Source organism: Vibrio sp. G-C-1 (assembly GCF_021728015.1).
GTDB classification, from domain to species: Bacteria; Pseudomonadota; Gammaproteobacteria; order Enterobacterales; family Vibrionaceae; genus Vibrio; species Vibrio splendidus.
In genome coordinates this window covers 262249-285449 of sequence record NZ_JAKKCR010000004.1, presented here as the reverse complement: position 1 = coordinate 285449, position 23201 = coordinate 262249, and the positions used below count along the sequence as shown (strand labels likewise).

Sequence of the window (23201 nt, the reverse complement as noted above, 5' to 3'; positions counted from 1 at the left end):
CTGATGAACAAAACTTTTACTTACTCGCTAGCTGCCACCGCAATTTTTACAAGTTTAAATGCTTTCGCAAGTGGTTTGTTTTTACAAGAAGCTGTCGTCGCCAATGCTGGTACTACCGGCGCCGGTGATGGTGTTTACACTCGCTCTGCTGCTGCGATGTGGACGAACCCTGCCACCATGTCACATATGGGCGAAAGCAAAACGACTATCAATACCATGGCGTTTGATCTTGAGATGCAATATCAAGACAACGGCGACAAGCAAGATGGTAAAGCTCATTCAGTCATGCCTTCATTTGGTGCTTTCCACGCGCATCAAGTCACAGACAAATTACACCTTGGTATTGCGCTTGGCGCTGTGGGTGGCTCAAGCCTAGATTATGGCAGTGAATGGGCTGGTCGCTTGTTGCTGGAAGATATCACTCTTACTGCCATGCAAGTGAATCCATCACTGAGTTATAAACTGAATGACCAGTGGTCAGTGGGCGCGGGTGTTCAATTCAGTTGGGCTGCGTTTCAACAAACAACGTCAATGCTTACTGCTAAGCAAGATACTGACTGGGCATACGGTTATAACTTTGGCGTAATGTACACACCGACAGATAAACTCAAATTAGGTGCGAGCTACCGTTCTAAACTCGAGCATGAATTCAACAATGATGTAAACGGTAAGTTAGGTGCTGACGCTTTGAATTCGTTATCGACAGATATTGCTTTACCTGAAATTATCGATGTCAGTGCGAGTTATGCATTGAACTCTCAGTTAGATTTATTGGCAAGTGTTCAGCTCCACCGTTGGAGCGCGTGGGACGAGACAGTACTAGACTTTGGTGCATCAGTTGGTGGTGACCCTGTAGGCGGAATTCCAATCAAGCGTGACTGGGATGATGTTTGGAAATTTGCGGTTGGTGCTGATTATCAATTGAATTCAGACTGGCGTCTAAAAGCCGGCTTCTCTTACGAGACCTCGCCACAAGATGATCCATCAATGCAATGGGTTGACCTCCCTGTTGGCGAACAGTATCGCTATTCGGTAGGTGCTTCAACGTATTGGGATGATATCTTGATCGACGTGTTCTACGAATATGCTGATTTAGGATCGGTTGAGATGGATCGTTATGGTCGATTCGGAAAAGTTAATTTGTTAGATGGCTCTTTCGACGGCCGTATCCACTTTGTTGGGGTTAGTGCGACCTTCTGATGACATTACGTAATCTATTACTTGTTGCTACGGCAACGCTCGGTTCGATGAGTGCTTTGGCTGAAGAGAAGCACCCTGATGATCCGACTAAAATCGTGACCAAAGCTGGCGTTGCTTATAACGAAGATTTGCAGTTCTCAGGCTCTATTGGTTTAGATGAAGCGCGAATGATCAATGCTCGTGTCAATGCAGACGGTGAAGAGTGGCGATTAGGCGGTTCATGGCTGTTGCCGATGGGTATCGTGAATTTCAACTTTAGCCGTTCTGAGTATGACAACGATGCTTATAAGAACAACTACAGTATTGGCACATTTATACCACTGAGCTATTTCGATATTGAGCCGTTCGGTTGGCAAATCTTCCCTATGGCTGGTTACAGCTATAATGACGGCGAAGTAGCTGTTTTCGATGACGATAATGTTGGTTCTGACTATGTATTGATGCCGAGCTCAACACACGGTGGCTACATTGGTGCGTTTGGTTTAAAAACGATTACGGATGAATGGTCTATCATGGGCTTCGGTGGTGGTTCAATGGGCTCTGATGATTATTCAGGGTATTGGGCAGGCGTCGGTGCTAGCTACAAGTTGAGTGACGCTCAATCATTCAACTTCTTCACTATTTTTGCTGAGGACGATTTCGGTGAAAATAACAGTGTTGGTGCGTCTTACACCTATGAGTTCAAATAGTTATTCTCATATATCGTCTTAGATAAAAAGAACTGAGTGTAGACCCACTGATTTAGTGAATCTACACTCAGAACTTATGCTTTTCTAGGATCTTTTTAGCGTTGAAGCCGTGCTAGCAAGCCGCTTCGTAACGTTCAACATAGCTTTGCATTACCGCGTTCATCGCTTTCGTGATATTTGCGTATTGTGCTTCTTCTAGGTTCGCTAGAGACACACGCAGAGACCACGTTGGCGCATCAAAACCCGCCCCCGGCATCACAATCACACCATGTTCTTCTGCAAGGCGTACCAAGAAATCAAGCGGCTCATACGTTTCTTCTAACCATGTGAAGAAATCGTTGCTGTGAATCGTTTGAGCAATCTCTTTGAGATCAATCTCCACGTAATAGAACGCACCGGTTTGATCGCCTTCAGAAACGATTGGCGCGGCTAAGTTCTTCTGCATTAGAGTGTGGTAGCGACGACGCACAATTTGTTTCGCGAGTCGCTTGTACTCTTCGCCACTCTTCATCAAAGACAACAGCGAGAACATTGTCATTTGAATCTGCTGAGGTGTTGAAAGACCGGCGGTATGGTTCAGTGCCACTGCACGGCTGTCTGCCACCAAACGGTCAATGAACTTAATCTTACTTGGTTCAAGTGCAATGCCTTGGTATCGCTGAGATAACGTGCTTCGAGTGTCTTCTGGAAGATCTCGAATCATGCGGTCGAAATTATTGTCTTCGTGTACGCCAATCACGCCTAAACGCCAGCCTGTTGCACCAAAGTACTTAGAGTACGAATACACTAGAATCGTGTTCTTCGGAGCCAGCATCGCTAGTGATGTGAAGTTATCAGCGAAAGTGCCATAAACATCATCTGTAAGAAGGATGAGGTCAGGGCGGCGGTTAGCAACCTCTGCAATCTTATAGAGTGTCTCATCGCTTAATCGAACCGAAGCAGGGTTGCTTGGGTTAACGAGGAAGAAAGCTTTAACACTTGGATCGTTCAGTTTTTCTAATTCAGAGTCTGGAATTTGCCACGCAGACGCTTCATCCGCCATGATTTCTACTTTGTTGAGCGCGTAATCTTCTAGCTCTGGCATTTCGATATACGGAGTGAAAATCGGCGCACCAATCGCGATGGTGTCACCAGGGTTCAATAGTCGGTTGCTCTTTAGCGTGTTAAAGATGTAAACCATGGCCGCTGTGCCACCCTCAACGGCGAACAAGTCAAACTTTCCTGCAGGTAATGGCTGCGAGCCCGCCATTTCTTGCTCAATGTATTTGCGAGCAATAAGTTCTGAATATTTGAGCATGCGATCAGGCACTGGGTAGTTGTTACCTAGAATCCCCTCAACCCATTCATAAATAAGCGCATCACCGTCTACCTGATATTGATCCGTAATAAACTGGAAGGCTTCAATGAGGAATTGCACACCTTCTTGGTCTTCGTATTTTTCACAAAACTGAAGAAAGCGTAGGCTAATATCCTGTTGAACTCCCATTCCACCAAAGCCTTCATACCCTGAGAAATTCGATTTTGATTCTTCTAGTGCAAACATACCTAATTGGAAAAAGGCTTCACGTGGCGCTGTCGCGACCCAGTTTGGGTTACCACGACCAGCGTTGATCATGGTTTTTTCATGTGAATGCTGAGCAAGGTCGATCAGTGTGTTTTTTACTTCGAATGGGCTTAGTGTTTCTAGGCGTTTTTCATCTGTGCGTTTCATAGTCGTTTCTCTTTAAATTTGTTTAAGATCCAAGTTTGTTGGATATATCAATGAGTTAATTTCTTTGAGCAGCTAGCCTGCTTGGCTAGCTACTGTGTTAAGTAGTTAATGAATAAGTCGAATCATCAATTGGCTGATTCGATGTTGATTACGAGATTTTGGTAATTAGGTTGATGATGATCGGACCCCATAAGGTGAGGAAGATATTGGCAACCGCATAAGTCATCGTGAAACTCGGTACTGGTGTGCTGTTCTGTGTTTTTTCTAGTAGCGATGCGAATGCAGGGTTTGCACTGCGGCTACCCGCGATAACCGCTAGCGCTTCTACTGGGTTTTTGATTTTGAGCACGTAGTAGTTGAATAGGAACGTCAGTACTTGAGGAATTAGAGTGACCAACACACCCAGCAGTAAAAGCGTTACGCCATTCTCTTTGATTGCCGTCAGCGCTGGAGCGCCTGCATTAATACCAACAACCGCAACAAATACTGCAAGGCCGAATGTCTGCATAAAGTTGGCTGCGCCGTGGTTAACACTGCCTAAACGAGGTGTACGCATTCTTAGGTAGCCCACAAGTAGGCCGGAAACCAGACAACCTAAACCTGAACCTAGAGCGATATGAGAACCACCGATAGTGAAACCAATCTCGCCAATCAGATAGCCAAGCACCATGCCGAAAGACATTGTTACGAAGTCAGTAACACTAGGCAGTGGGCTGTTGTAGCCAATTTTTTTGATGACTTTAGCTATGTCTTCTTTTTGTCCAACTAAGGTGATTTCGTCACCAATGTGCAGTTCAGTTTCTGGCAATGTCGAAATATCATGGCCCATGCGTGATAGCTGAGTGATATAAACACCACGACGAATACGTGCGTTCGTTTCATCGTGAAGCTTACGTAGCGTAATACCCGCTAGTTTCTTATTCGTGAGTACGACCTTCTGTTGTGTTTGGACAACATTGCTTTCTTCACTAAATTCACCGAGTTCGATACCCAACGAGGTCACTTTAGGAAATGCCTGAGTCAGACCAGTAAGGTAAACTTTGTCACCCGTCGCTAAAATAGGGTTCTTCGCCAAATCTAACGTTGATTCTGTGTCTTGGTGTGAGCGGTAGATAGCTTCAATTGTGAGGTCGGCATCGAATGCTTCTTCTAACTCGACAACACTTTTACCAACAAACATAGAGTTCGCGGTCACTTGATAAGCACGAGAAGATACGCGGTTCAATGCAGAGAATTCACCCTCGTTTAGTTGCTTGCTGCCAGCGCCCATTTTTTCCGCAAGCTTCTTCGCTTCTTTGGTTATGTTCCAACCCATTACCATTGGAATGAGTGACATCATTAGAATCGGACCAAGAGAGCCGAAGATGTAGGTGATCGAGTAACCCACAGCCACATTTGTTTTAAGTGTTGAGGTGACATCTGGCGCTAGGTTCAGCTGATCGATAGCATTACCTGCAGTACCTATGATTGCCGATTGTGTTAAGCCACCAGCCGCAAGGCCCGCCGCTAAACCTTTATCTAGTCCTGCCCATTTAGAGAGCAACACAACCGTGATTAATCCTACAAACGTCATCACAAACGAAGCGAATAAGCGTGTTAGCGATGAAAGGCGGAATGACGAGAAAAACTGCGGACCGCCGTTGTAACCCACCATAAAAATAAATAAAGCAAAGAAGATGCTTTTTACTTCGTTAGAGATCGTGATACCGCCGATCTGACCAAGTGCTACAGCAACAAGCAGTGAACCTGCGATTCCACCTAATTCAAACTTACCGATTTTAATTTTACCGATTAAGTAACCGAGACCGAGTGATAAAAAGAGCGCTATAAACGGATAGTCTCTAAGTTGTTCAATAATAAATGACATAGTAATCCTTGAATGAAATAGCATCATCATTGACTCGCTATTTCATTTTTTAATTTGGTTTAACGTTTGATTAAGCATTAATCAACATTTGGTTGATGAACTGATCTAATGCTTTATTTTTAATAATCTGGGCTTCATCCAGTCTTCTACTTTTTATGATGCAGTCGCGATGATTTTTTATGGTCATGAATTTTATCTTTGTGATGTTTATCATGATGACCATCAGAATGGTGATTGACTAAATGCTTATGACCTTCTGGGTCGCCACCATGTTGACCAGAATGAGAGGGTTGATGTTCTCTATATTCTAAATGGTCTTTATTATGTTTATGGGTAACATCTTCTCCATATATACGTTTCATCTTTTCTTTAATAGCGACTTTAGTGTGATTAATTTGATTCGACATAGTTAACTCGTTTATTTGTTTAAGGAACGATGAGAATTATATCGATCGAGAAAATAGATAAATCATGTTCAAATAAAATAGCAATAAAACAAAAATTGAGTGTCGATTGATATTTTCATGGTAAGTATTTGATTTTTAAGATTTGATTTTTATTTTATATAAGATTTGGTGGATGTTATATGAGTTTGATTTATTGGCAGTGTCGATAGATAGAATGACCAGACTTAAAAAACAAGGTGAACACATGAGCAAGTATAAAGGCGTTATTGTCGGGTCAGCTCTTTTTATATTACTGTCTTTTGTATTTGGCTTTCATTATGTAAAAGGTGAAATGATCAAAGAGAAGGTCGCTAATTTTAAATTGCCAGCTATATCTGTAACAACGGAAAAAGTAAATCAAGATACTTGGGATAAAAGTTTAAAAGTCATTGGTAACATTCATTCTAATCAATCTATTGATGTGACGAGCCAAATGTCTGGCCAAGTAAAAGAGATTCTCTTTACTTCAGGTCAGCAAGTAAATAAGGGTGATGTTCTTGTTAAATTGGATGATGCGTTATTGAAGTCCAACTATAAGAGCCAGCTATCCAAAGTTGAATTGGTAAGAGTCGAATTGATGAGAAATAAATTGCTCCTTAGAAATAACAGTGTTTCAAAAAACTCGGTTGATAAGCTACAAGCTCAATTTAATGCTGAAGGTGCAAAGCTTGAATATATTGCTACGCAAATTGACTACATGAAAGTGAAAGCGCCATTTTCTGGCAGCGTTGGGATTCGTAATATCGATGTAGGTGACTTTATTAATTCAAGCACAGCGATTGTCGAGCTAGAAGACAAATCAAAGCAATATGTCGATTTCTCTATTCCAGAGCTTTATTTACACGATGTGAAGGTAGGGCAAGATTTACAGTTTTATTCAGAAGCAACGAACGACGAAGTCTTTCACGGCACTATTTCTGCCATTGAACCAAGCTCAGACAGCAACACGCACAATATCGAATTGAGAGCCATGGCTAACCAAGCTGTGCCGTTAGAGGCGGGTATGTATGTCGACGCTACGTTAATCACATCAGAATCGGACACTATCGTGGCAGTACCTTCTGTTGCGATCAGTTACACCTTATACGGAAACACCGTGTTTGTGTTGGATACGTCGACTAAAAAGGCCAGAGAACATTCGAGCAACGATGCATCACCATTTTACGAGTACAAGGTTGTGCAGCGCACTGTTGAAGTCGGCCCCAAACAAGGCGGTTATGTTGGTGTGGTTTCGGGCTTGAAAGAGGGGGATGTTGTTGTGACTTCAAACCAACACCAACTCAAGAATAGTGGATGGGTTCTGGTTAATAACCAACATCCGTTGATTACTGACAAAAGTACTAAGCAAAGTAACTAGGAAACTCCCATGACATTTACTGATGTATTTATCAAACGTCCAGTTTTGGCTACGGTATTAAGCCTTGTACTGTTGGTGTTAGGTCTTAAAGCTTTTACCTCACTGCAAGTGCGCCAATATCCAGAAATTGAAACGGGCGTTATTACCATTACAACGAGTTATCCAGGTGCCAGTGCATCCAGCGTTCAAGGGTATGTGACGCAGCCACTGCAGGCAGAAATTGCTCAAACAGCGGGCATTGATTACATGACATCGGATAGTGCTCTGGGTAAGTCGGTTATCACGGTTTATTTGAAGCTAGGGTATCCGTCGGATAGTGCTTTGACCGAAATTTTGTCTCTCGTGCAGCAAGTGAAATATAAGCTGCCGTCGGGTGTATTGGACCCGAGTATTCTTAAATCGACGTCTCAATCTCCGATCTTATATGTTTCATTTTCGAGTGACACATTGAAGACGGAGCAAGTCTCGGACTATGTGAGCCGTGTGGTTAAGCCGACTTTCTCTACTGTTGAAGGGGTGTCAAAGGTCGACATATTGGGGCAAGAAGATTTTGCAATGCGAATCTGGCTGAACCCTCAACGACTGGCTTCATATGGTCTGACGGCTGAAGATGTTCAAAACGCGCTTCGTGCAAATAACATTGTGAGTGCGGCGGGCAAGTTGCAAAACCCTTATATCGAAGTTGATATTAACGCTCATACCGATTCAAGTTCGGTAGACGATTTCAAGAACATGGCTTTGAAAGCGCTCGACGGGCAACTGGTGCACTTAAAAGATGTGGCGACGGTTGAACTAGGCGCAGCAAACTATGACTCAGACGTTGAATTCAATGGTGTGACTACCGTATCAACGGCGATCAGTAATACGGCAACATCTAACCCATTGACCGTTGTTGAAGGCATTTACGAATTGCTTCCACAGATCCAAGCAGGCTTACCTGAAGGTATTAAAGCGGATGTAATCTATGACTCGACTAAGTTTATCGAAACCTCAATTGATGAAGTAGCAAAAACCTTAATCGAAGCCGCACTGATCGTTGTCATCGTTATCTTCGCCTTTTTGGGCTCAATGCGAGCGATGTTGATACCACTTGTAACGATTCCTTTGTCATTGATTGGCTCTATGTTCTTCATGTTGAGCATGGGCTTCAGTATTAACCTGTTGACGCTGCTTGCCATGGTATTAGCAATATCACTGGTGGTTGATGATGCCATCGTTGTTGTAGAAAACACCTTTCGCCACTTAGAAGATGGCACTAGCCCAATTAAGGCTGCAATAGACAGTGCTCGTGAAATTGCAGGCTCGGTTATTGCGATGACCATTACATTGGCCGCAGTGTATGCGCCGATTGGTTTCATGGGGGGACTCACCGGTAAGCTGTTTACTGAGTTCGCATTCACTTTGGCAGGTTCAGTACTCATTTCGGGTTTCATCGCCTTAACGCTAACGCCGATGATGTGTTCAAAACTGCTTAATAAATCGGTTCTCGACGGAAAACTGGTTAAGAAAATCGATGCGGTGATTGAAGGCGTAACAGAGCGCTACCGAAAAGTGCTCGAACATGTGTTGAACAACCGTGTTTATATTTGGCCTGTGGTAGGAACGTTGCTGATCAGTCTGGTGTTCATGTTTATGAATACTTCATCTGAACTGGCACCTGAAGAAGATCAAGGCGTGATGATTATGATGGGACAAGGTCCTGCACAAGCGAATACCGATTACATTCGCCACTTTACTCCGGCTCTGATTGACTCTATCAGCAAGAACGATGAAGTCGAAATGACCATGCTAGACAACGGTTACATGAACAACAATGCGTTCTTTGGTTTGGGTGTTTTGAAAGATTGGGATTCGCGCGAAGCAACGGCAAAAGAGGTAATGCAACGTTTCGAAAAAGAGAGTTCTGTATTACCGGGTTTGCAGGTGTACACCTTCTCTCCACCAGATTTACCAGGTACGCCGCAAGGTTTACCATTCCAGATGGTTCTGAAAACGCCAACGGGTTCTTATCAGGATCTCTATCAGTACGCTGAAAAACTGAAAGAGTACGCGCAGAAGAGTGGCAAATTCATCTATGTACAAAACGACCTGAATTTTAATAAACCACAGGTAGAGATTCGCATCGACCGCGATAAAGCGGCTCAGATGAACGTGAACGCACAAGACATCGGTACCGTGTTGTCTCGCTTTATCAGTGAAGGCTTCGTGAATTACTTCTCGATGGATCAGCGCAGCTACCAAGTTATCACTCAGGTACCTAACGAGAACCGTAACTCTTGGGATGACTTAAAGAACTACCACGTACGCTCTAACACCAATGAGATGGTGCCATTGGCGTCATTGATTGAAATTAGCCAATCAGTACAGCCATCGAAAGTGGATCAGTTTCAACAGCTTAACAGCGCCATGATTGAAGCGAAAATGATGCCGGGAATCAGTATCGGGGAAGCCTATAAAGTGATGGAAGAAGGAGCAGCGAAGATATTGCCTAAGTCTTATACGACGGATACTTCGGGTCAATTGAGACAGTTCCTACAAGAAGGCTCTTCACTGGTTACGACGTTCTTCCTTGCTCTTGTGATTATTTACTTGGTTCTGGCAGCTCAATTTGAAAGTTTGCGAGACCCACTAGTGGTATTAACCAGTGTGCCATTGTCTATCTTTGGCGCTCTGATGCCACTGTACTTGGGCATTGATACGCTCAACATATACACCGAAGTGGGGCTGGTGACCTTGATAGGTTTAATCAGTAAGCACGGTATTTTGATTGTGGAGTTTGCAAACCAAATGCAACAGGAATTGAAATGTAGCCGACGCGAGGCCGCTATTCGTTCAGCGACTGTTCGAATGAGACCAGTATTGATGACCACAGCTGCGATGGTTGTCGGTGTCGTACCGCTGCTCATTGCAAGCGGGGCCGGTGCTCAAAGCCGTTTCTCGATTGGTTTGGTCATCACGGTTGGTATGTCGGTGGGCACATTATTCACCCTGTTCGTTGTGCCAACGATATACACCTACTTGGCTGCGGATCACCGCGGGCAAGAGCAAGAAGTTTAGTCCGTTATCTGGCTGCTAACGTTACGCGGCCAATAAACATAAAAGTTTAATCAACACGAGTCCCATTTTATGAGCCTTATCGCTCAGGGATTCGTGCACTCAAAATTTAGAAAACTAGAGGTTCACATGAAACTACATTACCTATTCCCATTGTTCGTTTTATTCACTGCTGGCTGTTCAAGCAACATGCCAGATAAACAAGAAATCAAGAGCGTCGACTCAAATCATTATTTTATTGATAGCCAGTTTGATGATGATAGGAAAGGCGTTTCTTGGATAGCGAAAGACAGCGCGTCACTTCACTTTAATCAATTTGAATTTACAACCGTTAGCATGAAAAGCTCGGGTGTTGATCAGCATGTATCAAAGGAGGTTCAGTCTCAATTTAAAGCACAGATCCATAAGAAAATGGATGAGAAGTTGGCTGAGAAATTACAGGGCTACAAGAACGTAGTTTTGGAGAACAAGGAGCTTGATATTAGCGTGAAGTTATATGATATCAATGACATTCCTGAAGACATGCGTGTGACTGAGTTTATCCCAGTAGGTTCGGTTATCGGCGCTGTAAAATACGCAGCAGGTACTCGTGATCGCTCTATTCGTATATTAGCGAGTGTGGATCTGAAAGATCATAATTCATCTCAGCTTATTGGTCGTCGTATTTTCGTCGTGAACGATAATGGCGTACTTGAGAACGACAAATCAGAAATCACCATTGAGATGCTTGATAAAAACGTTGAGCAAATTACTCAGCAAGCGGTCGACTTTGCGTTTGAAGTGACTTACCAAGATAAAGACCAAGGGTAGAGTCATGCGATCTCGTAAACAGAACAGCGCTAGTAAACGCCTTGGGGTTGGTGAAAGGCTAGCTGGACACAAAAACACGCTTGCTCTACTGGCTATTGGCCTCGTTGTGAATGCTTCAGCGTATGCCAATACTAGCGGTGTTGATGAACGAGCAAGCTATGAGCAATGTATTTTGTCTTCATTGGCCAAAGCAACCAATCAACAAAGTATTGAGTGGTTAAAGCAGCAATGCGCATCCCAAGAAGCCGTTACATCAAACAAAACACCCGAGAATAAGTTGTCGGGTGAAACCCGCGAAGACGGTTTAGACTCCATCAGCGAAAGTGCACTGGAGTCTAAAGTCACGCGATTGAAGATGGAGTACACAACTGAAGATAACCCGTTTGTTATAACGCCTTATCGTTTGAACTACATTTTGCCAGTGACTCACATGACCAACGTGAATACACAGCCCTATGGGGATGAGCGATTCGGAGGTAAAGCGGATGACCTCAGCGATGAAGAGATCAAACTGCAGTTAAGTTTAAAAATTCCAGTGGTTGATGATGGTGTTTTTAATCAAGCGGACAAAATCTATTTTGGTTTTACGCTCAAATCATTTTGGCAGGCGTACTCTTCTGATATCTCATCACCATTTAGAGAGACTAACTATCGCCCAGAGATCTTTTACGAAACGCCTTTGAACATCGAGTCAGCTGATGGTGTGTGGTTTTCGCGTTTGGGTTTAGAGCATGAATCTAACGGACGAACGGCAGAGCTGAGTCGTAGCTGGAACCGCGCTTATGTTGGGCTAGGGTATACCGAAGATGACTTTGCGGTTTATTTCCAGCCTTGGTACAGAATTCCTGAGTCGAGTAGTAGCGATGACAACCCTGATATTCAAGACTATCTCGGTCACTACGAATTGTCTGGCGCTTACAAGTGGGATGGTTTTGAGGTTTCAGCATTGGGTCGTTATAACTTTCAAACCGGGTATGGTGGAATACAGACATCACTCAGCTTTCCTCTGTATGGCCGGCTTCAAGGGTATGTCCAGTACTACAAAGGCTATGGAGAAAGCTTGATTGATTATGACTACAACAGTGAAAGGATTGGTGTCGGTATTCTGCTAACTAATGCCTTATAGCGGCTATCGCTTTTTTATCAACGATTGAGCGATTAACGATTACTGATTTTTGTGAGAACCCAAAAACACACCGCCTGAGTAAGCGGTGTGTTTTCTATATTAATAGCTAACGGCTAATAGCCAATAGTTAATAGTTAATAGTTAATAGTTAATAGTTAATAGTTAAGAGCTTAATCATTGGTTGATACCTAATTTGGATTCAATCTCGGTGATGTTACTTTTGAAAAACAGTGTTTGAGCGACTTTCAAAACCACAGGGTGGCCAGATTCTAATATCGCTTCATAGTAATACTCTTCCGCCATTGAAGGGTTGCCTTGAGATTCTTCAATTTTTGCCAAGATAATCATAGACATCACACTGTATTCATTCCTCGGAATCAAGCTCAGATAGTATTCGGCTTGGTCAGGGTTATCTTCAGTGAGGAAGTAGGCTGCTAACGCGTCATAGACTCGATAAGAGTTAGCATTGTTCTGAGCATTGAGTAACTGTTTTTTGAATTTCTTATTGAGTGCTTCAACCTGCTTATTCTTATTCTTCGATCTCATTATAAAAATGTCGGCAAGCTCATACATGTAACGGTTCGACATAACGAAGTGGTTGTCGGGTTCTAGCTCATTGGCTTGGGCGATCTTAGACAAGGTGTCGGTTCTGTCTAACGTCATGAAGGTGAGCCCGAGCGCTTCAAGGGTGAGCTTTAAGGCTTCTTCCTGTTTGGGTAACTCAGAGATTTGCTGCTTCAATATCGATTTTTGAATATCCAAATTAAATGAATCCAATAGATCATCGAGCATTGAACGCATGGTCGTGTGGAGTGAAGCCGGGTCAATCAGGTAATCTCGACCTAGGTGTCTGAAATTAGAAATTCGGTTGAAGTAGGTGATATCAAGGTATTCTCTGTCGCCATCAATTTCACTCTTGAAACTGATCACGTTGGCTGAATTCGGCACCAAGGTTTCATCGACTACGACACGGAAATCGCGATAGGTGGTCAAGTAGCTCATTAATTTATGGATGATCCCACGCTTAAAGGCATCCGTCTTCAAGTTGTCATCGATACTTACGTAAATGTATCTAGGTTCTAAAGATAAGTAGTGCACAGATTCGTGTGCTTTGTGGGCATCTAGGTTTTGACTGTCTGCTGTTTGATTAAGACGATTTTGTTCCGTTGATTGATTTGAGTCAGCGAGTGGTTGGTTTGATTCATTAGCAGCGGTATTTAAACTGCTCAAATCGAAGGCGTCCGATGTAGGGCTGGTCGGTTTTAACGTCCACCAAATAAGTCCAAGCGTAATAACTATAGCGCCCCCAAACATCACAGCACGAGACGTTCTTTTCTGAGGTTTATTTTCTGCGATAGGCGCTTGTTTGTCGTTAGCTGTTTTATTTACAGGTGACTGTTGAATGAACTGTGCTGTACTCGAATCGGTATGGCTTGGATCGACATAGCTCGAAGCGCTAGGTTGTGGATCGCTAGGTCGTGGATCGCTAGGTTTCGAAGCGCTAGGTTGCGGATCAATAGGCTGAATAGGCTCTTGTGAAGCAGGTTTTTCTGAGGTTGCATCGATTGAACTCTCTTCAGATTCTTCGAGTACGGTTTTGGCCTCTGAGCCTTGATCGCTTATTAGGTTCTCACCAGTAACCGATTCTGCTTTTGGTTCAACTTGTTGTTTTTTATCCTCATCCAAAACTGGCGATGTATCTGGTGCGTCTGATTGAGTTGTAGGAAAGGAACCAAAAGCATTAGGTGCATGATTCATGTCTGTAACTGACACGGTATTTGTGGTGACACTTGCAGGTACTAAGATGGTTTTGTGGACATCAACATCGAGTTTATAACCGCGTTTGGGCACGGTGATGATGTGTCCCATTGAATGTCGTTCAGCCGCTTTGAGTATTTTGCGCAGTTCAAAAATGGCTTGCGTGATCACCTGATCCGTCAAGATTGAGCCATTCCAGACTTCATTAATCAGCTCATCTCGTGAGAATACGATCTTAGGATTTTGGCAGAAAAAGTTGAGTAGCTTGGACAAGCGATTGTCGATGATCACGTCTTCATCATTCATGATGAGTTTGTCTTCATCAGGAATAAATAACCACACGTCGAAAGAGTATTGAATGCGTTCTTTTTTCATAACCACCGAGACTAAGTCATTGTATTAAAATTACTTTAGTAGACATGTTTGGGCAATTCAATTAACCAATGTCTAATTATGATAAGTGGTCGTGCTTTTGAGCGGATTAGTGAGAGCCCGCAAAAAAATAAAAATAATATTGAGACTTATTCTCATTTATTGATCTCGATAAAGGAACGGTTTAAATTGTCTGGTTAGTATCACTACAACATGAATATTATGAGGTTTTTTATGAGTACGGTCGTTGTATGGGGAGCAGGAAGTGGACTGGGTGCTGCAATTGTTGAGCATTTTCACAAACAAGATTATCAAGTGATAGCGATTGCGAGAAACCCAGAGAAGAACACGCGCTTGGCTGAACTTGGTATCACCACACTGCGTTGTGATGCTACCGATAAAGAACAGGTTGAATCTGTGGTCGCTCAGTTACCTAAATCGACACTGGTCGTTTCTAGTATGGGCAGCTTCAGAGCTGACATTCCCGTTGATTACATTGGACACCGACATCTGACTGATGCGCTTGAAGTCAATGGTATTGCTCGATTTGTGTTGGTAACGTCGTTAGGTTGTGGTGACTCTTGGCAGTATTTGTCGGAGCGATCTCGAAAAGGGTTTGGCGCAGCGGTTCGTGAAAAGTCGTTGGCCGAAGCTTGGCTAACCTCGAGTTCTCTGGATTACACCATCTTACGTCCGGGTGGCTTGTTAGACGGCGAGGAGACTGGCAACGGTGAGCTGTCCCAGCAGGTCGAAGTTCATGGTGTGATTTATAGACAAGAAGTGGCGCGCCTTATTGAAGCCTTGTTAACCAATGAAGCGAGCATTGGGCAGATCTATCAGTGTGTTGATCCTACGGTTCAATATGGATAACGCTGTTAAGTCTGATTTTTAGTAAAGCTATAAATCTATAAATCTATAAAGCTATAAAGCTATAAGCTTATAAATCTGTGGAGCCGTTTAGTGAAACTAAGTGGCTTCTGTTTACTTCCTTTGTTTCCTCTAATTTCTCTTTTCTCATCTTTTGCTGTCTCTTTCTGCCTTTTTCCATATGAGAGTGCCGCTCTCTTAATCTAGATTAAGTTTTCCCTGCCTTATTCTCTGTAGTATCCGCCTGAATCAGTGCCCATGCTTAATGGGTAACTCGCGTAATACGATTTTGAGAGGAAGACACTTGAGCACTTTGTTTACAGAAACCCACATTGGCAAGATGACACTAAAGAACCGCTTCATGAGAAGTGCAACGTGGGAAAATATGGCCACCGAAGATGGGCATATGACAGATAAACTGTACTCTATCTATGAAGAGTTGGCTCAAGGTGAAGTCGGCCTGATCGTAACGGGTTACGCGAACATCGTTGAAGAAGAAAAGCCAAATGCGGGCATGATGGGTATGTATAACGACTCATTCATTGAAGAGTATCAGAAGCTGACTCAACTGGTGCACGACAACGACTCTAAAATCGTGATGCAATTGGCTTATGGTGGCACGAAAACCACGCATGATCTTGGCGAACGAGTGATCTACGCACCAAGTGAGGTTCCAGAAAAAGGCACTCAAACACTAGGCAAAGCGATGAGCAAAGACGAGATCGACTACATTGTTGATGCGTTTGCTCAAGCGTCTTTGAGAGCACAAAAATCAGGCTTTGATGGCGTTGAAATTCATGCTGCTCACACTTACCTGATTAATCAGTTCTTAAGCCCTTACTACAACCAACGTGAAGATGAGTACGGCGGTAACTTAGAAAACCGCATGAGGTTTTTGTTAGAGATCTATACCGCGACACGTAAGCTAGTGGGTGATGATTTCCCTATCTTAGTTAAGCTCACGGCATCCGAGTTTTTTGAAGGTGGCGTCACCTTTGAGGAAACACGTATTGTCTGTAAAAAGCTTGAACAAGTGGGTGTGGATGGCATTGTCGTGTCAGGCAATATTCATGGCAAAGCAGACACTATGATTGGCGAGTCGCACGATGGTTTTACCATTCAAGCTGAAGGCTACTTCCATGAGTATGGTCACGCGATCAGCCAAGACGTTAACATCCCAGTGATCACGGTAGGTGGCCTAACGGATTTTGATGCTATCGAAGCGATTGCAAACAACACGGGCATTGAGTACTTCGCGCTTTCAAGACCGCTGCTTTCTGAACCCCATTTAGTTAAGCGTTGGAAGGAAGGGGATAGAAGCCCTGTTGAATGCGAACGATGCTCTAAATGTCGTACTAAGCGCGGTAATTTTTGCGTGGTGAATAAAGACAGAAAAGTACAGCTTGCTCGTATGTAGTCGCTGAACCCAGCTCCAAGCGTGAGCCGAAATTTATAGCCGAGTCTAAGTTTGAGCCTGTGTAATCGCGCAGGCTCTTGTTCATGCCGTATTCTACGAAACGATATTTGAAACCTTATTAATCACATCTTCCTGTCAAATTGGCGCGACTAAACAGTTACACTACGCCTGTAAATTATCCAACCAAGTTATCGATAAAAACTGAGCAAACTTTGAAACTACTTCCTCTTCTTAAGCAACCTCGAATCCACTGACGTCTCTTTAGTTTTAGCGACATTGCTATGATTTAAGCGTGATACTCACTATTCATCCCAGTGAACCCTGTGTTTATAGGGCGTTAGTTTGTGCACCTTGGATTTGCATCGTCGAACATTCTGATAGTTAACGAATAAAACTAAATAGATCATTCAGAGGTAAAAATGCAAAAGAAGCATTGGTCCAAATTCGAGTTGTTGCATGAAGTCGTAACCAACCCCAATATTCATGTAAAAGGTCAACACAGTTATTACAGCGATTGCTGGGATAACGGTTTTGAACAATCGGTAGTGCGTTATTTACACGGCGACGAAGTCAGCCGCCAGTGGGAGCCTCGATGGGAAATCGACGAACTCCATATCGGTGATTATGTCTGTATTGGCGCAGAGGTCGTGATTTTGATGGGTGGCAACCATACCCACAGAGTTGATTGGTTTTCGCTGTACCCATTTATGGATGTCATCGACGATGCCTACATTGGCAAAGGTGGCACTCACATTGAAGATGGGGTGTGGTTAGGCATGAGAGCGATGGTGATGCCCGGTGTGACGATTGGCGAAGGCGCTGTAGTTGCAGCGAATAGTGTGGTGACTAAAGACGTCGCTCCCTACAGTATTGTTGGTGGCTCCCCAGCTAAAGTCGTTAAACACCGCTTTGATGAGTCCGTTATTGACGAACTCATTTCATTCAAAATATACGAGTGGCCCTCAGATAAATTTGAAGCGCTGAAACCGCATTTATGTAACTCAGACTTTTCAAAGTTAAAGTAGGCGATAACGGATTACGACAATTGTTTGTAAGGAGCGCTTGTAACGAGCGTTTGTAAGGAGCGTTTTTAAGGTACGGGTATAGCCATAGATTTGTGTAGAAAGATCTGTGTCATATTTATATTGAAAAACACGTTAAATCAGTCCGTTACCTTGCAATACTCAACATGGTGTACCAATCTTATTTCATAAGCATGGATAAGGATTGTGTATGCCCGCAAGTTCAATGAAAAACAAAGGGGTGGTGGGGAAAGTCCTACTGCCTTCTTTACTCATAAATCTTCTCTCTCTCGCCGTTCCGTTAACGGTTTTACAAATTTACGATCGTATTTTACCTAACCAAAGTTACGGTACTGCCACTTTGTTGTTGGCGGGTGCAGCGTTGGCTGTTGCCATGGAAGCATTGATCCGGTTTGTGCGTACTTGGCTTTTGTCAGCCGCGGCCAGCAATACCGAGAAAGCGACCTATCAAACCTTGGTTGAAAGAGTAACAACGGCTTCATCAGGCCATCTCCGCCACATTGGTGTTGGCGGCGTGGAAGAGGGGCTTGGTTCTGTATCCAAAGTCAAAGATTGGTATTCCGGTGGTGTGATTGCAGGCTTTATTGATTTGCCTTTTGCCTTGATCTTCTTGGGCTTGGTGGCTTACATCGGCGGTGAGCTGGTGGCGATACCTTTGGCAGTTTGGCTGATTACTCTCGGAATTGTTTGGTTATCTTCTATTCGCGTTAAAAGCTTAAGTGAAGAAGCTTCCCAAGATGAGCAGGAGCGAAAAGCCTTCTTGATTCTACTTAGCCAAACCATTCAGGGAATCAAACGCCAGGCTGTTGAGTCTCGAATCTTCAATCAGTTTAAATCCCTCAATAACGTTCGCTCTCAGTCTAAAGCGAGAGAAGAAGAACAGAACGCCTTCGCCCAAGAATGTATTCAGCTTGCTGCATTAGCCACGTCAGTTTTACTCGTGATTACGGGGAGCTTATGGGTGTTGGATGGTCAGTTAACTACTGGTGGCTTGGCGGCATGTTCTATCTTATCGGGCAGAGCCGTCGCACCTTTAAGTGCTTTGGTGGGAGTTCGAATTAAGCTTAATTCAATACACAGTGCTAATCAGGCAATAGAAAAATTGAGTGACTTGTCACTATCTGATTTTTCAGGATCTGAGCAAGTTGAGAACCACTTATCTGACTTTGAGACGTTGGAAATCAAGCAAGCGACCGTTGAAAGATACGGTGAACTCTCTCATGCAGATGTCACACTGAATAAAGGTGAGTTGATATTGTTAGAGAGTGAGGATCGCCACACCAACAGTCATTTATTGTCGTCGATTGCAGGTATTGATGATCTAAAAGCGGGTGAGTGCTTCATTAACGGAGCTGCAGTTTCAATCGCATCCGTAACCAATATTGTGGCCTACTGTGGCGTTAAAGGGCAGTTGGTGTCGGGTACTATTCTCGACAACTTGTGTGGCTTTGACCCTGAGAAAACGCAAAGCGCCAGTGACTATGCAAAGCGTTTGGGTTTAACCAAAGAGATTACTCGATTACCCGATGGGCTCGAGACACAAATTGGCCATACGAGTGCTTCTTTGTTGAGTATGGGTAACGTGAAAATGCTCAATATAGCGGCTCAATTGGCAAGTGATAAACCCATAATCATGTTGGAAAGGCCGGATTCTTCACTTGATTTAGACGCCCTTGGGAATCTAGCTAAGGTGTTGGAGGAAGAAGTAACGGCAGGACGCACGATACTGATGGTGAGCTACCATTCGAAGCTTCGCGAATTGGCTAATCGAATCATTACAGTGGAAAGTCGAGCTATTACGGTCGACAGCGAGAGCAATCAGGAGGCCGTCGTATGAATCGTTTAGATATTGGTAACCCTTCAGGTACGAACAACCGTGCAGATACCAGCGGTCGACAAGAGGTGATGAATCATTTAGAAACCGAGAGCCTTTCCGTTCTTAAGCAGTTGGAAGTTAATGCTAATATCCAGTTGTTCGCACATCAATGGGTCGATGAAAATGGCATTGAATCAATCGACGATATGTTTGCCTTGTTCGACAGGCTTGCACTGCCTTATCGCTTGGTTGCCAACCTAGATGAAGTTGGTGAACATAAATTGGTCTTACTGGTACTTGGTGAACATGAGCTGGTCTCTGGTCATTTAGAATCCAAGCAATTTGTTGCCTTTAATGCCAATGACGACATTACCCAGATCCCACAGTTTTGCATCGTTATCGAAGGGCCACCATTAGAGAAGGCCTCTCCTGATTGGGTTGGCGAAAGGTTACATGCGTTTCGTCCCATCATTCCTAAATTGTTGTTGGTCAGCTTTATCACTAACTTATTTGCGCTTGCCGTTCCTTTCATCACGATGTCGATTTATGACCATGTGATTGGCGGTGATGCAGGGCATGAGTTGCAAGGTATCGCCATTGGCGCGGCGTTGTTGTTTGTGATGATGGGTTGGTTGAGAACATTACGTAGCCGAGTTTTTGCTTCAGTTTCCAACCGAGTAAGTCGTGAGATTTCTCAATCCCTCGTGCAGCGTCTGCTTCGTAATAGCTATGCTCAAAATCAGCAAACAGCTTCTTCTAGTCAGCAAAACCAAGTGATGCTGTCGGAGCGTATTTCAGGCGTGTTATCGGGGCCATTAGGAAATGCGTTATTTGACCTACCATTCATTCTTATTTTTGTACTTGCGATAGGTGTTTTAGGCGGATGGTTGGTACTGGTTCCAGTCGTCTCTTTAATCCTTTATTACTTGCTAGCAAAACGTTCGATACGCTCTAGCAGCAAGCGCTCGATGCAATCGACAGTGGCAGGTACGAATCGTCAAAACATGACTAATGAGCTGTCATCCAAGCTTGCCTTTATTCGCAGTGCTGGATTCTCAGAGCACTGGATTCAACGTTTCAAAAAAGCCAATCTTCTTGCTTCAACAGTGACCTTTAATCAATCGGTTCTCCAGAGTCGGTACACCTCGATTTACTATTTCATTGGTGTGGGTTCGACACTCGCCGTGATGGGGTTAGGTATAGGACTTATTTTTGAACAAGTGATGACCCCTGGTGGTTTGATTGCTTCAATGATGTTGATATCTAAGGTGACGGGTCCTGCTCAGGTGTTGGCAAACAGTGCGATGCGTTTTAATAGCTTTAATCAATCCAAGCTGCAAGTGAACCGCATTTTGTCTCAGCCGTCTGAGCGTGAATTCAGTTACCAGCATCACCCGTTACCTGTGGTAGCGCCTAACTTGAAATTAGACCAAGTGACGCTGCGCTATCCCAAACAGAGTCGCCCGGCCTTGAATGGTGTGAGTTTTGATATTGAAGCCGGTGAAATTGTCGCGATTACCGGCCCTTCTGGGAGCGGTAAATCAACATTAATTGAAGTGCTGTCTGGCTTGCAGCCTATCCAAAACGGCATGGTCGAGCTTGAAGGCGTTAACCTCGTTCAATACGACCCGCAGCTCTATCGCCACTGGTGTTTCATTCGAGCCGCATATCCTGATTTGCTTACGCTGAGTATTCGAGAGTGGCTAAACGACGGTCACAAAGTCGAAGATAAGAAAATGATCTCTGCAATTGAAATGGTGGGCGGAAAGCGTTGGTTCGAGACATTATCAGGTGGGCTCGATACTTCCATCAGCAGTATTCAGCCGGACAGCCTTTTTGACATGTTGTCTGGCAGCGTCGCGCAGATCCTCATTGACGCGAAAGCGCTGGTTTATGACTACCCAATGTTCTTAATGGATAACCCTGTGCCTGATGCTCACCCAAATGCTAAACGTATATTTGGTGAGTTTGTGCAGTCGAAAAAAGGAAAAGCAACGGTGATCTACACGTCCCACGATCCGGATTTAATCAAGCTTGCCGATAAAGTGGTGGTATTAAATGAAGGTGCAGTGGTTTATGCCGGTCCATTAGAGCCGGAGCAGTCTTCGAAGCAGGAACAGCCTTCAGAGCCTCAAGCTTCTCAAGAACCGCAGTTATCTGAGCAACCGTTATCTCAAGAGCTACAGCCGTCAACTCAAGAGGCGTCTGCTCAACAAAATGCAGCCCAACAATCAAAGTCTAAGCAAGGAGTCGCTAATGACTAAACAATCTATCGAGAAGGGCAAGCGCTACGGTGAACTTGTTGAATCACAAAATACGGCTCGTACATTGGCGCTGGCCACATGGTCGGTTGCCTTATGTGTTATTGCTTTTGCCACTTGGTCTGTAGTCACTCAAGTTGATGAAATCGCCAAAGCCAAAGGTGCTGTGATTCCAGAAGGCGAGAAGCAAGTATTACAAAGCGCGATTGGCGGGAAGTTAAAGCAAATTCTCGTTAAAGAAGGGCAGTTGGTTGAGAAAGGCCAGCCGCTTGTTGAGTTTGATGCCACTTTCCAGCGTACCGCCCTTGAAGAGCTAAAGTCCCAACAAGTGACGCTTCTAGCCAGTGTGGAGCGTATGAATGCGCTGCTTGAGCAACGTGAGCCTAATCTTGCTGAGTTTGAGGTCGATTACCCAGAGATCGTCAGCCAACAAAAAGCGCAGCTAAACGCGCAAAAAGCCCTCTACTTCCAAAAGCGTGTGGTGCTTGAGAAAGAGAGCGAGCAAATTGCAGAGCAGCTTCGTAGCGTAGAAAAGGCCTTGCCGAGTTATGAGAAAGAGTTAAATGCGACTAAGCAAGAGTTGAACATACTAGAAAAGGGTTATAAGTCGGGTAACATTTCACGCTTACGTGTGCTTGAAATGCGTCAAAAACTGGCCAGTATTGAGCAGAAAATTGAAGAAGCTCGTGGCAAGAAGTCGGTATTGATTAGACAAGCTGACAGTAATGACCAAAAAATTATACAACTTCTGGCGGAAGCGAAAGCTAAAGTGAGCGATGATCGTTCTAAAGCCGTATCTGACTTATCAGCATTGAATGCTAGAGTTCGTTCAAGCCAAGCTAAATTGACCAACACCATGTTGGTGTCACCGCTACAAGGCTTGGTGCAAAGCCTGCCAAGCACGCAAAACGGTGGTGTTATTCAGCCAGGTGGGACAGTGGTTGAAATTGTTCCTGTTGGTGGGAAAGCCGACTTTAAAGCGCGTTTGTCACCAAGAGATATTGGTTTTGTGAGTGTAGGGCAGCCGACTCGTATCAAGATTGATGCGTTTGATTACAGCCGCTTTGGGGCGCTAAAAGGGGCGGTTGAGAGTATTTCACCGACCACAAGTCAAAGTGAACGCGGTGAAATCTATTATGAAGTCGTCGTCTCGGTGGATGTTCCTTATTTCCGTGATAATCCGGAGAGCTTTTCTATCTTGCCAGGTATGACGGGCGAGGTAGATATTACAACAGGTGAGAAGTCCGTTTTCCAATACCTGTGGAAGCCAATTTACACGAACGTGAGCGTCGCATTTGGTGAAAGGTAGCTACGTTAACTAGTCGATGAGAGTATACGAATAACAACAGCAAATAATAAAAAGGGAGCACATCATGTGCTCCCTTTTTGATTGTCGTTTTTTCAAGT

The 23201-nt window shown here is 44.0% G+C and carries 16 protein-coding genes; 12 read left to right on the top strand and 4 right to left on the bottom strand.

From position 1 onward, the window contains the following. Positions 1-3: 3 nt before the first annotated feature. Both L3V36_RS08530 and L3V36_RS08525 read left to right on the top strand, forming a co-directional pair. The gene (locus L3V36_RS08530; protein ID WP_208775432.1) at positions 4-1200 is read left to right on the top strand and encodes an outer membrane protein transport protein; all 1197 of its coding nucleotides are present in this window, start codon (positions 4-6) and stop codon (positions 1198-1200) included. Then, entirely contained in the window at positions 1200-1889 is a 690-nt protein-coding gene (locus tag L3V36_RS08525; protein WP_017091282.1) for a hypothetical protein, read from the top strand. Before L3V36_RS08530 ends, L3V36_RS08525 begins: the two co-directional genes overlap by 1 nt. 112 nt (positions 1890-2001) lie before the next feature. On the opposite strand, the gene L3V36_RS08520 is transcribed toward L3V36_RS08525, so the two are convergent. From L3V36_RS08520 to L3V36_RS08510, 3 genes are all read right to left on the bottom strand, one after another. Continuing rightward, complete coding sequence (locus L3V36_RS08520) at positions 2002-3600, bottom strand: bifunctional aspartate transaminase/aspartate 4-decarboxylase (RefSeq protein ID WP_208775434.1); 1599 nt, start codon at positions 3598-3600, stop codon at positions 2002-2004. A gap of 148 nt (positions 3601-3748) precedes the next feature. Then, positions 3749-5467, bottom strand: coding sequence for an aspartate-alanine antiporter (gene aspT / locus L3V36_RS08515; protein ID WP_208775435.1), 1719 nt, complete (start codon positions 5465-5467; stop codon positions 3749-3751). A 146-nt stretch (positions 5468-5613) separates the two neighbouring features. Further along, on the bottom strand, positions 5614-5874 hold the full coding sequence (locus L3V36_RS08510; protein ID WP_054542538.1) for a hypothetical protein: 261 nt from the start codon (positions 5872-5874) through the stop codon (positions 5614-5616). 172 nt (positions 5875-6046) lie between these two features. Between L3V36_RS08510 and L3V36_RS08505 the strand changes: the two genes are divergently transcribed. From L3V36_RS08505 to L3V36_RS08490, 4 genes are all read left to right on the top strand, one after another. After that, positions 6047-7270 (top strand): efflux RND transporter periplasmic adaptor subunit, encoded by a 1224-nt coding sequence (locus tag L3V36_RS08505; RefSeq protein WP_208775437.1) that lies wholly within the window; start codon positions 6047-6049, stop codon positions 7268-7270. Positions 7271-7279: 9 nt separating this feature from the next. Next, positions 7280-10327: an efflux RND transporter permease subunit gene (locus tag L3V36_RS08500; protein WP_208775438.1), complete on the top strand. Its 3048-nt coding sequence runs from the start codon at positions 7280-7282 to the stop codon at positions 10325-10327. A gap of 126 nt (positions 10328-10453) precedes the next feature. After that, positions 10454-11134 (top strand): DUF3313 family protein, encoded by a 681-nt coding sequence (locus L3V36_RS08495; RefSeq protein WP_208775440.1) that lies wholly within the window; start codon positions 10454-10456, stop codon positions 11132-11134. Positions 11135-11138: 4 nt separating this feature from the next. Further along, positions 11139-12260: a phospholipase A gene (locus L3V36_RS08490; RefSeq protein ID WP_208775442.1), complete on the top strand. Its 1122-nt coding sequence runs from the start codon at positions 11139-11141 to the stop codon at positions 12258-12260. Positions 12261-12434: 174 nt separating this feature from the next. On the opposite strand, the gene L3V36_RS08485 is transcribed toward L3V36_RS08490, so the two are convergent. Beyond that, on the bottom strand, positions 12435-14393 hold the full coding sequence (locus L3V36_RS08485; protein WP_065681741.1) for a winged helix-turn-helix domain-containing protein: 1959 nt from the start codon (positions 14391-14393) through the stop codon (positions 12435-12437). 231 nt (positions 14394-14624) lie between these two features. Between L3V36_RS08485 and L3V36_RS08480 the strand changes: the two genes are divergently transcribed. The 6 genes from L3V36_RS08480 (at position 14625) to L3V36_RS08455 (ending at position 23103) form a co-directional block, all read left to right on the top strand. Next, on the top strand, positions 14625-15260 hold the full coding sequence (locus tag L3V36_RS08480; RefSeq protein ID WP_065605620.1) for an SDR family oxidoreductase: 636 nt from the start codon (positions 14625-14627) through the stop codon (positions 15258-15260). 301 nt (positions 15261-15561) lie between these two features. Then, positions 15562-16674: an NADH:flavin oxidoreductase gene (locus L3V36_RS08475; protein ID WP_065681742.1), complete on the top strand. Its 1113-nt coding sequence runs from the start codon at positions 15562-15564 to the stop codon at positions 16672-16674. A 419-nt stretch (positions 16675-17093) separates the two neighbouring features. Continuing rightward, positions 17094-17699 (top strand): CatB-related O-acetyltransferase, encoded by a 606-nt coding sequence (locus L3V36_RS08470; RefSeq protein ID WP_108189584.1) that lies wholly within the window; start codon positions 17094-17096, stop codon positions 17697-17699. Between the two features lie 208 nt (positions 17700-17907). Then, positions 17908-19554, top strand: coding sequence for an ABC transporter ATP-binding protein (locus L3V36_RS08465; protein ID WP_065681744.1), 1647 nt, complete (start codon positions 17908-17910; stop codon positions 19552-19554). Further along, complete coding sequence (locus tag L3V36_RS08460; protein WP_208775444.1) at positions 19551-21797, top strand: ABC transporter transmembrane domain-containing protein; 2247 nt, start codon at positions 19551-19553, stop codon at positions 21795-21797. Before L3V36_RS08465 ends, L3V36_RS08460 begins: the two co-directional genes overlap by 4 nt. Beyond that, on the top strand, positions 21790-23103 hold the full coding sequence (locus L3V36_RS08455) for an HlyD family type I secretion periplasmic adaptor subunit (protein ID WP_048614198.1): 1314 nt from the start codon (positions 21790-21792) through the stop codon (positions 23101-23103). Before L3V36_RS08460 ends, L3V36_RS08455 begins: the two co-directional genes overlap by 8 nt. The last annotated feature ends 98 nt before the right edge of the window (positions 23104-23201 follow it).

Excerpts from the sequence above, each read along its gene's own strand:
- aspT (WP_208775435.1), bottom strand. The coding sequence starts at position 5,467 with ATGTCATTTATTATTGAACAACTTAGAGACTATCCGTTTATAGCGCTC.
- L3V36_RS08495 (WP_208775440.1), top strand. The coding sequence starts at position 10,454 with ATGAAACTACATTACCTATTCCCATTGTTCGTTTTATTCACTGCTGGC.
- L3V36_RS08485 (WP_065681741.1), bottom strand. The coding sequence starts at position 14,393 with ATGAAAAAAGAACGCATTCAATACTCTTTCGACGTGTGGTTATTTATT.
- L3V36_RS08455 (WP_048614198.1), top strand. The coding sequence starts at position 21,790 with ATGACTAAACAATCTATCGAGAAGGGCAAGCGCTACGGTGAACTTGTT.
- L3V36_RS08525 (WP_017091282.1), top strand. The coding sequence starts at position 1,200 with ATGACATTACGTAATCTATTACTTGTTGCTACGGCAACGCTCGGTTCG.
- L3V36_RS08530 (WP_208775432.1), top strand. The coding sequence starts at position 4 with ATGAACAAAACTTTTACTTACTCGCTAGCTGCCACCGCAATTTTTACA.
- L3V36_RS08500 (WP_208775438.1), top strand. The coding sequence starts at position 7,280 with ATGACATTTACTGATGTATTTATCAAACGTCCAGTTTTGGCTACGGTA.
- L3V36_RS08465 (WP_065681744.1), top strand. The coding sequence starts at position 17,908 with ATGCCCGCAAGTTCAATGAAAAACAAAGGGGTGGTGGGGAAAGTCCTA.
- L3V36_RS08490 (WP_208775442.1), top strand. The coding sequence starts at position 11,139 with ATGCGATCTCGTAAACAGAACAGCGCTAGTAAACGCCTTGGGGTTGGT.
- L3V36_RS08505 (WP_208775437.1), top strand. The coding sequence starts at position 6,047 with ATGTTATATGAGTTTGATTTATTGGCAGTGTCGATAGATAGAATGACC.
- L3V36_RS08460 (WP_208775444.1), top strand. The coding sequence starts at position 19,551 with ATGAATCGTTTAGATATTGGTAACCCTTCAGGTACGAACAACCGTGCA.
- L3V36_RS08470 (WP_108189584.1), top strand. The coding sequence starts at position 17,094 with ATGCAAAAGAAGCATTGGTCCAAATTCGAGTTGTTGCATGAAGTCGTA.
- L3V36_RS08520 (WP_208775434.1), bottom strand. The coding sequence starts at position 3,600 with ATGAAACGCACAGATGAAAAACGCCTAGAAACACTAAGCCCATTCGAA.
- L3V36_RS08480 (WP_065605620.1), top strand. The coding sequence starts at position 14,625 with ATGAGTACGGTCGTTGTATGGGGAGCAGGAAGTGGACTGGGTGCTGCA.
- L3V36_RS08510 (WP_054542538.1), bottom strand. The coding sequence starts at position 5,874 with ATGTCGAATCAAATTAATCACACTAAAGTCGCTATTAAAGAAAAGATG.